Source organism: Pandoraea aquatica, from assembly GCF_902459565.1.
Taxonomy (GTDB): Bacteria; Pseudomonadota; Gammaproteobacteria; order Burkholderiales; family Burkholderiaceae; genus Pandoraea; species Pandoraea aquatica.
This window is the reverse complement of record NZ_CABPSN010000005.1, coordinates 1-12,966: the sequence shown is the minus strand read 5'-3', so window position 1 is coordinate 12,966 and position 12,966 is coordinate 1. Positions and strand designations below refer to the sequence as shown.

Sequence of the window (12,966 nt, the reverse complement as noted above, 5' to 3'; positions counted from 1 at the left end):
AGGGGGCTTCAGGCCGTGACGTCAGGCAAACGGTTTGTCGAGAATTTCCGGGGCGCGGATGGCGTCGATGAGCAGGCCGAGAAAGGCCTCGACGGGGGCGGGCAGGGTGCGTCCGGCCATCGTCTGTACCTGAAGGGAGCGCTGATGCAGCGCCGGATTGCGGATGGGGACGGCGGCGAGTCCCTCGGGCGCGAGACGGCTACGTACCGTCAGCAGCCCGGTGAGGGTAACGGCGTTGCCCGAGCGCACGAAGCTGTGCAGCGCGGCGTGATAGTTGCTGATGAAGACCGGCTCGAACAGCAGGCCTTCGAGCGTGCAGCACAGGTCGAACATCTGGCGGATCGTCACCCCGGCCTCCGATAGCGCCATCGGGTACGGCAGCAGGTCGGCGAGGGCGACGTCGCGCCGCTTCGCGAGCGGGTGCTTCTTCGCCATTAGCGCATAGATCGGCGCGGGTTGCGTGTGAACGACCTGCACGCCTTTTTCGGGCGCGACGCTGAAACACACGGCAATGTCGGCTTCGCCGTCGCGTACGCGCTCCGTCGCTTCGAACGGCGAGACGACATCCAGCAGAAAGTGCGCGCCCGGATACGCCTCGCGAAAGCGCGCGAAGACTTGCGGCAGAAAGTCGCGCGCCACACCTTCCGAACTGGCGACACGAATCGTTGCGCGTCCCACTTCCGTGAGACCGCGAATCTCCGAGGTGACGCGCTCGGCATCGAGCAACACACGTCGCGCATGATCCGCGAGCAACGCGCCGGCTTCACTCAACACCATGCCGCGCGGGCGCCGTTCGAATAGCGGCGTCCCCAGATCCTCTTCCAGCTTGGCAATCTGACGACTCAGCGCCGAGACCGCCACATGCAAGCGTTCCGACGCCCGGCTCAGGGAGCCCGTTCGGGCGACTTCCAGAAAGTAGCGCAGTGCGTGTGTTTGCATGGGGTGACCGGGGGAGAGCGGGAGAAGGGCGTCGTTTGGGGCGTCATTTCTGCTTTGCCGAAACGGCAACGAAACCTTCGAAATATTATCATTGTTGTCAAAAATACCGACTCCTAGAATGGCCTGAACGGTTGTGCCGCAGCGTGCTACCGACACGCGTCGCACCCATGTCGTACCAATGCGCGAGACCGGCAGCCGTGCCCATAAAGCCATCTGGAGACAAGCAGTGACCCGTAGCGCAGCGATTTCCCAAGCCACCGCCCAATACGATTCGGGCGCCTTCCTCGACACCCTCAATCGTCGCGTCGCCTACAAGACCGAGAGTCAGGAGCCGGACAGCGGCGACGTGCTCCACGCCTATCTTTCCGACGAAATGACGCCCGCGCTCGCGACACTGGGATTCACGTCGCGCATCGTCCCCAACCCGATTGCGGGCGGCGGACCGTTCCTGATTGCCGAGCGTCACGAAAGCGACGACGCCCCGACCGTCCTGACCTATGGGCACGGCGACGTCGTGCGCGGTTACGACGCGCAATGGCGCGACGGACTCAAGCCGTGGGAGATCGTCGTCGAAGGGGACCGCTGGTACGGCCGTGGCACCGCCGACAACAAGGGGCAGCACACGATCAATCTGGCGGCGCTTGCCGAGGTGCTTGCCGCGCGCGGCGGCAAGCTCGGTTACAACGTGAAGATGATCGTGGAGATGGGCGAGGAAATGGGCTCGCCGGGGCTGCATGCGATCTGCGAACAACTGCGCGACGAGTTGCGTGCGGACGTGCTGATCGCCTCCGACGGTCCGCGTCTGGCGGCGCAGCGACCGACGGTGTTTCTCGGCTCGCGTGGTCTCGTCAATTTCAAACTCAGCCTGAATCTGCGTGACGGTGGCCATCACTCCGGGAACTGGGGCGGCCTGCTGCGCAATCCGGGCGTCGTGCTGGCGAACGCGATTGCGTCGATGGTCGATGGCAACGGCAAGATTCTGGTGGAGGGACTGCGTCCCCCCGAACTGCCGGTGTCGGTGCGACGCGCGCTGGCCGGGCTCGAAGTCGGCGGCGGCCCCAACGATCCCGAGGTCGATGCCGATTACGGCGAGCCGGGCCTCACGCCGACCGAGCGCGTCATCGGCTGGAACAACATCGAGGTGCTGGCCTTCAAGACAGGCAATCCTGAGAAGCCCGTCAACGCGATCCCGCCGTACGCCTACGCGCATATGCAGATCCGGTTCGTCGTCGGGACGGATTGGGAGCGTCTGGGGGAGATCGTGCGGGCACACCTCGATGCGCATGGCTTCACGATGGTGGACGTCGAGGTCGAGCGCGGTGTGATGGCGACGCGTCTCGACCCGGAGGATCCGTGGGTGCTGTGGGCGCTCGCGTCGATGCGCGAGACGACCGGCAAGCCGCCGGTGCTCCTGCCGAACCTGGGCGGCACGTTGCCGAACGATGTTTTCGCCGACGTGTTGGGCTTGCCCACGCTGTGGGTGCCGCACTCCTACCCGGCGTGTTCGCAACACGCGCCGGACGAGCATCTGCTGGGTTCGGTGGCGCGTGAGGCGTTGCAGATCATGGCGGGGCTGTTCTGGGATCTGGGGGATGTGAACCTGAAAGAGGGGAAACCGCGATGAACAGTTCCGCTGCCGCCGCCGGGGCGGATCACGCCGAGGGTGCGAACGACGCTAGTGCGAAGGCTGGCGCGCGTTCCGACGTGCCCGTCTACAAACTGATCGTGGCGACGTCGATCGGCAATGCGCTCGAATGGTACGACCTGATCGTCTACGGCTACTTCGCGGTGACGATCTCGAAGCTGTTCTTTCCTGCGCATGACGAAACGGTGTCGTTGCTGATGGCACTCGGCACGTTCGCGCTGTCGTATCTGGCGCGTCCATTGGGCGCGTTCGTGTTGGGCGCGTACGCGGATCGACACGGCCGCCGTGCGTCGCTGATGCTCTCGATTGCCATGATGACGGTCGGTACCGGCATCATCGCCTTCATGCCGACGTATGCGGTCATCGGCGTGTGGGCACCTATCGGCATCTTCCTGTCCCGCCTGATGCAGGGTTTCTCGGCGGGCGGCGAGTTCGGTAGCTCGACGGCCTTTCTGGTCGAGCATGTGCCGAACCGTCCCGGCTTCATGTCGAGCTGGCAATTCGCGAGTCAGGGGGCGAGCACGTTGCTGGCGTCGGCGTTCGGGGCGGTGCTGACCGGCGCGCTGACGCAGCCGCAACTCGAATCGTGGGGCTGGCGGATTCCGTTCCTGTTCGGGATGCTGGTCGGCCCGATCGGCCTGTACATCCGGAAGTACGTCGACGAAACGCCGGCGTTTGCGAACGATGCGGCACGCAAGAAGGCGGCAAGCGCCGAGGGCGGCGATGCAGGCAAGTCTCCGGTGTGGGAGGTGCTGGCGACGCAGAAGTCGCGTCTGCTGGTGTCCATCGGTGCGTTGATTCTGACGACGACCGCGAACTACATGATCCTCTACATGCCGACGTATGCGACGAAGCAACTCGGCCTGCCGCCCGCGCAGGGCTTTATCGCGACGCTGGTGACGGGGTTTGTGATCATGACGCTCACGCCGTTCGTCGGCCATTGGTCGGATAAGGTCGGACGCATTCGCATCATGCTGGTGGCCGGGGTGCTGTTCCTGTGTACGGTGTATCCGGCGTTTGCCTTCATGAATGCGCATGCCTCGCTGGCGACGATGATGGTCGTGATGCTGTGGGTGGGCACGTTGAAGGCGGTGTACTTCGCGCCGATCCCGGCACTGATGTCGTCGTTGTTTCCGACACGCACACGTGCCACGGGCATGGCCGTCGGCTACAACCTGGGGACGACGATCTTCGGCGGTTTCACGCCGTTGGCGGTCGCGTGGCTGATTGCCGCGACGGGCAACAAGCTGGCCCCGGGGTTGTATCTGATGGTGGGCGCGGTGATCAGTCTGACGACGCTGTTGATCGCCCGAGCGCGCATGGGCGCTCGCTGAGGGTTACATCGGACGTTACATCGTTACGGCATTCCGCCATTCCGGCATTACGCTACTACGTTGGCGAATCAGTGATGTTGAGGGGGCGCGTCCTCGGTCGAAAGGAGCGACGGGGCGCGCAACTCGTTGAGGAAGTGATCCCGCACCATAGTGAGCGAGTCGGCTTCTGTGTCGGGGTAGGCCTGGCGCAGGGCGTCCGATACCTGACGGGCAACGTCCGCGAGGATGACGCCCCAGACAGCCTCCTCCGAAACCTTCCGGGTTTCCTGATACATCCCGACCTTCATCGAGCAGTACATCGTCTTTTCTGCGGTCCAGACGCGCAGCATTTCGACTGCGTCATCGTCGGCTAATACGGCGTCGGGGATGGGACATGCGTGCATCAAATTCCTCTCTGGTCATTGACCGGCTCGCGCGAGCCGTCGGTGGGTTCTGAACGGATGGTGTGCTGGCCGAAGCCTGAAGCGCGGGCTTTGGACAGGGCAAAACCATGCGTCGATAATGACGCGGCCAATCGTTCAAACCCATCGGGTAACGACCGTAGATTGCATTGGTACTTGTCTGATAAATCGTGCGAATCCGTGTCGCACCGAGCGTCGTCTAAGGACTTTCCCTCCTCCCGGTTTTCACCCCCTCGACGGTCTTGCCGCCGTCAATTTTTTTCGCTAGTATTTTAGACATAAACTATTTATGATTTAACAAAGGTCGACCGCTCGGCTAGCGCGACGCGATCTGTGAATCCGGAGGCTGGAGATGAATATCGTCTGTATCGGTGGCGGTCCCGCAGGTCTGTATTTCGGGCTGTTGATGAAGCTGCGCGATCCTTCCCATCGTGTCGTGGTGGTCGAGCGCAACCGGCCGTACGACACCTTCGGTTGGGGCGTGGTGTTCTCCGACGCCACCATGGACAACCTCCAGGAAGCCGATCCGGTCAGCGCCGCAGAGATCAATGCCGCGTTCAACCACTGGGACGACATCGACATCCACTTCGAAGGCCGCACGATCACCTCGGGCGGGCACGGCTTCATCGGCATCGGCCGCAAGAAGCTCCTCAACATCCTGCAAGCGCGCTGCGAAGCCCTCGGCGTCGAACTCGTGTTCGAGACGGACGTGAGCGACGATCAGGAAATCGCCCGCCGCTACAACGCCGATCTGGTGATCGCCTCCGACGGCCTGAACAGCCGCATCCGGACCCGTTACGCCGACACCTACCGTCCCGACATCGACACGCGTCAGAACCGCTTTGTCTGGCTCGGCACGCATCAACGCTTCGACGCCTTCACGTTCGCCTTCGAGAAGACCGAACATGGCTGGTTCCAGGCGCACGCTTATCAGTTCGATGCCGACACGTCGACGTTCATCGTCGAGACGCCCGAATCGGTCTGGCGCGCCCACGGCATCGACCAGATGAGCCAGGAAGAGGGCGTGAAGTTCTGCGAAAACCTCTTCTCGAAGTACCTCGGCGGCCACGAGCTGATGAGCAACGCCAAGCACCTGCGCGGCTCCGCCATCTGGATTCAGTTCCCGCGCGTCATTTGCGAACGCTGGGTGCACTGGACCGATGTCGACGGCAAGCGCGTGCCAGTGGTGCTCATGGGCGACGCTGCGCACACGGCGCACTTTTCCATCGGCTCCGGCACCAAGCTCGCACTCGAAGATTCGATTGCGCTGGCCGACGGTCTCGGCACGCAAGGCATCGACGCCTTGCCGCACGTGCTCAACGACTACGAAGCCGCCCGCAGCATCGAGGTGCTCAAGATTCAGAACGCGGCGCGCAATTCGACGGAGTGGTTCGAAACCGTCGACCGTTACGCCCGCTTCGCCCCCGAACAGTTTGCTTACTCGCTGCTCACGCGCTCGCAACGTATCTCGCACGAGAACCTGCGCGTGCGCGATGCCGGTTACGTCGAAGGCTATGAAGACTGGCTCGCCGAACACGCCGGTGTGAAACGCGCCGCCGGTCAGCACGCGATCCCGCCGATGTTCACGCCGTTCCGCGCACGCGAGCTCACACTCAAGAACCGCATCGTGATGTCGCCGATGGCGATGTACTCGGCGGTCGACGGCGTGCCCGGCGACTTCCACATGGTCCACCTTGGCAGCCGTGCGCTGGGCGGCGCGGGCATGATCGTCGCGGAAATGACCTGCGTGTCGCCGGATGCGCGCATCACGCCGGGATGCCCCGGGCTGTGGAACGATGAGCAGCGCGACGCCTGGAAGCGCATCGTCGACTTCGTTCATTCGGGCAGCGACGCGAAGATCGCCATGCAGATCGGGCACGCTGGGCGTAAGGGCTCGACGCGTCTGGCGTGGGACGGTATCGACTTGCCGCTGAACGACGGCAACTGGCCGCTGATCTCGGCTTCGCCGATGCCGTATATCGACGGCGTGTCGCAGACGCCGCGCGAAATGACGCGCGCCGACATGGACCGCGTCAAGGACGATTTCGTGCAAGCGGCGCGCCGCGCTGCCGAAGCTGGCTTCGACTGGCTCGAACTGCACTGCGCACACGGCTATTTGCTGTCGAGCTTCATTTCGCCGCTGACGAATCATCGTCAGGACGAGTACGGTGGTTCGCTGGAAAACCGTCTGCGCTATCCGCTGGAAGTGTTCCATGCGGTGCGCGACGTGTGGCCCGCCGCCAAGCCGATGTCGGTGCGTATCTCGGCGCACGATTGGGTCGAAGGCGGCATCACGCCGGACGACGCGGTTGCCATCGCCATCGCCTTCAAGGACGCAGGGGCCGATCTCATCGATTGCTCGTCGGGGCAGGTCAGCAAGGAAGAGAAGCCGGTCTATGGCCGCATGTTCCAGACGCCGTTCGCCGATCGCGTGCGCAACGAAGCCGGTGTGCCCACGATTGCCGTCGGCGCCATCTTCGAGGCGGACCACGTGAACAGCATCATCGCGTCGGGTCGCGCCGATCTGTGCGCGCTCGCCCGTCCGCATCTGGCCGATCCGTTCTGGACGTTGCACGAAGCCGCGAAGATTGGCTACAAGGATCTGCCGTGGCCGTCGCAGTACTATGCGGGCAAACGTCAGTACGAGACCAATCTGGAGCGTGCTGCCGCCTACGCTCAACAGATCGGTAAATAAGGACATCATGACGTCGACGACAACCTCTACCCACGCTATCGGTACGACACCGGCATCGCTTGCGGGCGTGCATGCCCTCGTGACGGGCGGTGCACGCGGTATCGGCGAAGCCGTGGCCCGTTCGCTGCTCGCGCAGGGCGCGCGCGTAACGCTGCTCGGACGTAGCGAAGCGAAGCTCGCGCAAGGCGCGCAGGCGCTGGCCTCGTTCGGTGAGGTGGCGTGGGTCGCGGCGGACATTGCCGACGCAGCCGCCGTCGAAGCCGCTTTCGCCCGTGCGGCGGAGCGCTTCGGTCCGGTGCAGGTGCTCGTCAACAACGCGGGGCAGGCCGTGAGCGCGCCCTTCGGCAAGACGGACGCCACGCTCTGGCAGCAGATGATCGACGTCAACCTGACGGGCACGTATCACTGCATTTCGGCCGCGCTGCCCGCCATGCTGGGCGCTGGCTGGGGACGCATCGTCAATGTCGCGAGCACAGCCGGTCTCATCGGCTATCCGTACGTCACCGCGTATTGCGCTGCCAAGCACGGCGTGGTCGGTCTGACGCGTGCGCTGGCACTGGAAGTCGCAAAGAAGGGCGTGACGGTTAACGCCGTGTGCCCGGGCTATACGGAAACGGACATCGTGCGCGACGCGGTCGCGAACATCGTCGCCAAGACGGGGCGCAGCGAAGACGAAGCACGTGCGGAACTGTCGAAGCGCAATCCGCAGGGACGCCTCGTGCAGCCGCAGGAAGTCGCCGATACGGTGCTGTGGCTGTGCCAGCCGGGCGCGAGCGCGGTGACGGGGCAGTCGATTGCGGTGGCTGGCGGGGAAGTGACCGTCGGCTAAGGGTTGTGAGTGTGTGACAGAGACTCAGGGCGTTGCGTCGGTAAGTGTCCGTGCAGCGTCATTCCAATCAGCAGGATCGTCGGGCTTCATGGGCGGGGAACACCGACCCGGAGCGGCTCGACGAAGGCAAAGGAGATCGGCCAATGAGTGACGTGAAACTGACGATGGCGCATCACAAACGCCCCTTCGCGAACTATGAAGCCAAGCACTTTCTGTGGTCGGTGTCGAACGACGCGCAAGGGCGTCCGAGCATCGGCACGATCACGCTGAACCGTCCCGACAAGAAGAATCCGCTGACGTTCGACTCGTACGCCGAGCTGCGCGATCTGTTTCGCGGGCTGGTCTACGCCACGGACATCAAGACGGTTGTGGTGACGGGCGCAGGCGGCAATTTCTGCTCGGGCGGCGACGTCCACGAGATCATCGGCCCGCTCACGCAGATGAGCGTGCCGGAGCTGCTGGACTTCACGCGCATGACGGGCGATCTCGTCAAGGCGATGCGTGCCTGCCCGCAGCCGATCATCAGTGCGATCGACGGCATTTGTGCCGGTGCGGGTGCGATGGTGGCGCTGGCCTCGGATATGCGTCTGGGTACACCGCAGACGAAGACGGCATTCCTGTTCGTGCGCGTGGGACTGGCTGGTGCCGACATGGGCGCCTGCACGTTGCTGCCGCGCATGATCGGACAAGGTCGCGCGTCCGAACTGCTCTACACCGGCCGCGTGATGACGGCGGAAGAGGGCCAGCAGTGGGGCTTCTTCAACGCGTTGCACGATGGCGGCGCGGTCTTGTCGGCCGCGCAAACGCTGGCCGATCAGATCGCCTGCGGACCGACTTTCGCGCACGGTGTGACGAAGAAGTTGCTGCATCAGGAGTGGAATATGGGCGTGGACGAAGCCATCGAGGCCGAAGCCGAAGCGCAAGCCATCTGCATGCAGACGAAGGATTTTCGCCGCGCTTACGACGCTTTCGTCGCGAAGCAAAAGCCGGTATTCAAGGGCGACTGACCTATGAGCGATATCACGCCTCACAACGCGCGCAACGCCGACTTTCTCGCGTGGCCGTTTTTCGACGATGCGCATCGCCGTCTCGGGACGGAACTCGACGACTGGTGCACGCGCGAACTGAAGGTCGACCATCACGCGGATACGGACGCGACGTGCGTCTCGCTGGTGCGTCAGTTGGGGCGCGCGGGATGGCTGAAGTATTGCGTGCCGGCGAGCCATGGCGGTGCGCTGGATCAACTGGATTCGCGCGCGCTGTGTGTGCTGCGCGAGACGCTGGCGCGTCACGATGGTCTGGCCGACTTCGCGTTTGCGATGCAGGGACTTGGCAGCGGTGCGATCACGCTCGCGGGCAGCGACGCGCTCAAGCAGCGTTATTTGCCGCGCGTGGCGTCGGGCGAGGCGATTGCCGCGTTTGCGCTGTCGGAGCCGAATGCCGGTTCGGATGTGGCGGCGATGGCCTGTTCTGCGACGCCGGACGGCGACCACTATGTGCTCAATGGCGAGAAGACGTGGATCTCCAACGGCGGCATCGCGGACTTTTACTGCGTGTTCGTTCGCACGGGCGAAGCGCCGGGCGCTCGCGGCATCAGCGCGTTTGTGGTGGATGCCGACACGCCGGGGCTAACGATTGCCGAGCGTATCGATGTGAGCGCACCGCATCCGTTGGCGCGTCTGAAGTTCGAGAACTGCCGCGTACCGGCGTCGCAGCGTCTGGGTGAGGCGGGGCAGGGCTTCAAGGTCGCGATGATGACGCTGGATATTTTCCGCGCATCGGTGGCCGCCGCTGCGCTGGGTTTTGCCCGTCGCGCATTGGATGAAGGTCTGGCGCGGGCGAAGTCGCGCGAGATGTTCGGACAGACGCTCGCGGACTTCCAACTGACGCAGGCGGCGCTGGGCGACATGGCGACGTCGGTGGATGCTGCGGCCTTGCTGACGTACCGTGCCGCGTGGCAGCGCGACGTTCTGGGCCAACGCACGACGCGCGAAGCTGCGATGGCGAAGATGTTCTCGACGGAATCGGCGCAGCAGGTGATCGATCGCGCGTTGCAGATGTTTGGTGGCGCGGGCGTGGTGTCGGGGGCGGTGGTGGAGCGTCTGTATCGCGAGATCCGGTCGCTGCGGATTTACGAAGGGGCAACGGAAGTACAGAAACTGATCATCGCGCGCGAACTGCTGAAGGACGGCTGATTGTCCACACTCGGCATTCGACGCGCGGGACAAGCTTTGACAAGTCCATGGCGGTAACACGGCGGGACTTGGGATGTGCGCAGTGGCAACCCACGGAGACAGGGATGGCATGGCGTCTTGCAATAACACTTGGAAGCACTAGGACTACGTCGGGCGCGAAGCGCTGGCGTCATGCTTGATTACCGGGGGCAAGGAGAAGCACATGGAACGATCTGGACATCTCGACACTTTCGCGCGCGACAATCTGCCGCCTGCGGATCAGTGGCCCGAGTTTCTGCTGGACAATCCGGACGTGGCGTACCCGGCGCGCTTGAATTGCGCTGCCGATTTGCTGGACCGCACGATTGCGCAGGGACGCGGCGACGCACCCGCGATTTATTCGGTGGAGAGCGGTCAGCCGACGGTCACGACGTATCTCGGTTTGCGCGAGATGGTGGACCGCATCGCCCATGTGTTGCGCAACGATATGGCGCTGGTGCCGGGCAATCGCGTGTTGCTGCGCGGCCCGAACAATCTGTTCATGGCAGCCGCATGGCTCGCAGTGATCAAGGCGGGCCTGGTCGGTGTGCCGACGATGCCGCTGCTGCGTGCGAAGGAATTGAAGCAGATCGTCGACAAGGCTGAGGTGACGGCGGCGTTGTGCGATGGCCGGCTGAAGGAAGAGCTGGAATTCAATCGTCAGGCAGGGCATGAGTATTTCTGTCCGGTACTGTCGAAGGTGGTGTATTTCCACGACGTTGGTGAGGACTCACTGGAGGCCCGCATGGCTCGTCAGCCGGCGAGCTTCGACGCTTGCGACACGGCCGTGGACGACGTCTGTCTGATCGCGTTCACCAGTGGCACGACGGGGCAGCCGAAGGGCACGATGCACTTTCATCGCGACGTGCTCGCAATGTGCGATCTGTTTCCGCGTCATGTACTCAAGCCGGGGCCGGACGATATCTTCTGCGGCACTCCCCCGTTAGCGTTCACTTTCGGTACGGGCGGCTTGTTGACGTTCCCGTTGCGGGTTGGCGCAGCAACGGTGTTGCTGGAGAAGCTCACGCCGGACAGCTTGTTGCAAGCGATTGCCGACTACCGCGCGACGATCTGCTTCACAGCACCGACGTTCTATCGTCAGATGGCGGCGCTGGTGGGTAAGTACGAACTTTCGAGTCTGAAGAAGACGGTGTCGGCCGGTGAGGCGTTGCCGGACGCAACGCGTCAGCTATGGAAGCAGGCGTCGGGCATCGAAATGATCGATGGCATCGGCGGCACGGAGATGATCCACATCTTCATCTCGGCGGCCAATGGCGATGTGGTGCCGGGTGCGATCGGCAAGCCGGTGCCCGGTTACATCGCGATGATCGTGGACGAGAACATGCAGCCGTTGCCCCCGGGAAAAGTGGGCAAGCTCGCAGTGAAGGGGCCGACGGGGTGCCGTTACCTCGCCGACTCTCGTCAGACGAATTACGTGAAGAACGGCTGGAATCTGCCGGGCGACACGTTCATGTGCGACGAAGCGGGCAATTACTACTATCAAGCACGCTCGGACGACATGATCGTCTCGGCGGGCTATAACATCGCGGGTCCGGAAGTGGAGTCGGCACTGTTGCAGCACCCGGCGGTCGCGGAGTGCGGGGTGGTCGGTGCCGACGACGAGACGCGCGGTCAGATTGTGAAGGCTTACGTGGTGCTGAAGTCCGGGCAGGCCCGCGACGACGCGATGGTGAAGACGCTTCAGGAGTATGTGAAGGCTAACATCGCGCCGTACAAGTACCCGCGAGCGATTGAGTTCGTCGACGCGCTGCCACGCACGGAGACCGGTAAGCTGCAACGCTTCAAGCTGCGTCAGATGGCGCAGTAGTCCCGCACCACGACAACGACAACAACGAGGTTCAGGGTGCTCCAGTGGGCACCCACTGACTTTGGCAGGGGAGGACGGAATGACGACGAAGACCGATGTCGCGGAACACGCTTTCGTGAAACCGCTTCTGGTGCGCTTCAAACACTGCGACCCGGCAGGCATCGTGTTTTATCCGCGCTACTTCGAAATGATCAACGATCTCGTCGAAGACTGGTGCGCCGAAGGCCTCGGCCTCTCATTCGGTGACATGCACCTGCGCAACGGCATGGGCGTGCCCACAGCAAACATCGAATGCCGTTTCAGCGCCCCCAGCTTTTTAGGCGACACGCTGCAACGCTCGCTGGAAGTGACCCGCCTCGGCCGCTCGTCCATGACGCTGCGTATCCGCTTCGCCGGCGCGAACGACGAAACCCGCCTGCAAGCCACGCTCGTGCTGGTCTGGGTCGCCAAAGGCGAGGGCGGTAGACCCGCCCCGATCCCAGTGCCCCCAGCCCAACGCGACGCGATTGTCCGCTTTGCTTCACCCGATTCTGTGATTGAAGGAGTGTCCTGATGCTGCAAGTTCTCCAACCGCCCGAATGGGCAAAACCGCGCGGCTACGCCAACGGCATGGCCTTCGAAATGACGGCAGGCAGCCGCATCATCTTCGTCGGCGGTCAGATCGGCTGGAATGGGCAGCAACGCTTCGAGACGGATGATTTCGCACTTCAGGTGCGTCAGACCCTCGAGAACATTGTCGCGATTCTCGCGCAAGGCAACGCTAAGCCCGAGCACATCGTTCGCATGACCTGGTACGTGAAGAACAAACGCGAATACGTCGCCAACTATCCCGCTATCGGCGAACACTATCGCGCCGTCATCGGACGCCATTTCCCCGCCATGACCGCTGTGGAAGTCGCCGATCTCGTTGAAGACGAAGCTAAGGTCGAAATCGAAGTGACGGCGGTTGTGCCTGCTGGCTGATTCTCTCTTTTTTAAAACCCTCCCCCCTAACGGACCGGGGCACCTTTCCGCCGCTCAGACATAAACCCAACTCGCTGCAGAAAGGCGCCCCGGTCCGTCTCCCTCGAAGCACCCAGTGC

The 12,966-nt window shown here is 63.3% G+C and carries 11 protein-coding genes; 9 read left to right on the top strand and 2 right to left on the bottom strand.

Going from position 1 to position 12,966, the window contains the following annotated elements; all coding sequences use genetic code 11:
- Positions 1-21 precede the first annotated feature (21 nt).
- Complete coding sequence (locus PAQ31011_RS17185; protein ID WP_150576976.1) at positions 22-939, bottom strand: LysR family transcriptional regulator; 918 nt, start codon at positions 937-939, stop codon at positions 22-24.
- Between the two features lie 226 nt (positions 940-1,165).
- Between PAQ31011_RS17185 and PAQ31011_RS17180 the strand changes: the two genes are divergently transcribed.
- Complete coding sequence (locus PAQ31011_RS17180) at positions 1,166-2,563, top strand: M20 family metallopeptidase (RefSeq protein WP_150576975.1); 1,398 nt, start codon at positions 1,166-1,168, stop codon at positions 2,561-2,563.
- Positions 2,560-3,918, top strand: coding sequence for an MFS transporter (locus PAQ31011_RS17175; RefSeq protein WP_150576974.1), 1,359 nt, complete (start codon positions 2,560-2,562; stop codon positions 3,916-3,918). Before PAQ31011_RS17180 ends, PAQ31011_RS17175 begins: the two co-directional genes overlap by 4 nt.
- Positions 3,919-3,986: 68 nt before the next feature.
- Here the strand turns inward: PAQ31011_RS17175 and PAQ31011_RS17170 are convergent, their stop codons facing one another.
- Positions 3,987-4,301, bottom strand: a complete 315-nt coding sequence (locus PAQ31011_RS17170; protein WP_150576973.1) for a DUF5076 domain-containing protein — start codon at positions 4,299-4,301, stop codon at positions 3,987-3,989.
- Positions 4,302-4,671: 370 nt separating this feature from the next.
- On the opposite strand from PAQ31011_RS17170, the gene PAQ31011_RS17165 reads away from it, so the two are divergent.
- The 7 genes from PAQ31011_RS17165 to PAQ31011_RS17135 all read left to right on the top strand — a co-directional run bounded on the left by PAQ31011_RS17165 (position 4,672) and on the right by PAQ31011_RS17135 (position 12,847).
- Positions 4,672-7,014, top strand: coding sequence for a bifunctional salicylyl-CoA 5-hydroxylase/oxidoreductase (locus PAQ31011_RS17165; RefSeq protein ID WP_150576972.1), 2,343 nt, complete (start codon positions 4,672-4,674; stop codon positions 7,012-7,014).
- A gap of 7 nt (positions 7,015-7,021) precedes the next feature.
- Entirely contained in the window at positions 7,022-7,843 is an 822-nt protein-coding gene (locus PAQ31011_RS17160; protein WP_150576971.1) for an SDR family NAD(P)-dependent oxidoreductase, read from the top strand.
- Positions 7,844-7,986: 143 nt separating this feature from the next.
- Positions 7,987-8,850 (top strand): enoyl-CoA hydratase family protein, encoded by an 864-nt coding sequence (locus PAQ31011_RS17155; RefSeq protein ID WP_150576970.1) that lies wholly within the window; start codon positions 7,987-7,989, stop codon positions 8,848-8,850.
- Between the two features lie 3 nt (positions 8,851-8,853).
- The gene (locus PAQ31011_RS17150) at positions 8,854-10,038 is read left to right on the top strand and encodes an acyl-CoA dehydrogenase family protein (protein ID WP_150576969.1); all 1,185 of its coding nucleotides are present in this window, start codon (positions 8,854-8,856) and stop codon (positions 10,036-10,038) included.
- Between the two features lie 202 nt (positions 10,039-10,240).
- Positions 10,241-11,884 carry an AMP-binding protein gene (locus PAQ31011_RS17145; protein WP_150576968.1) on the top strand — a complete coding sequence of 548 codons (1,644 nt, stop codon included), beginning with the start codon at positions 10,241-10,243 and terminating at the stop codon, positions 11,882-11,884.
- A gap of 79 nt (positions 11,885-11,963) precedes the next feature.
- On the top strand, positions 11,964-12,437 hold the full coding sequence (locus tag PAQ31011_RS17140; protein ID WP_150576967.1) for an acyl-CoA thioesterase: 474 nt from the start codon (positions 11,964-11,966) through the stop codon (positions 12,435-12,437).
- A 2-nt stretch (positions 12,438-12,439) separates the two neighbouring features.
- Positions 12,440-12,847: a RidA family protein gene (locus tag PAQ31011_RS17135; RefSeq protein ID WP_150577275.1), complete on the top strand. Its 408-nt coding sequence runs from the start codon at positions 12,440-12,442 to the stop codon at positions 12,845-12,847.
- Positions 12,848-12,966 lie beyond the last annotated feature (119 nt).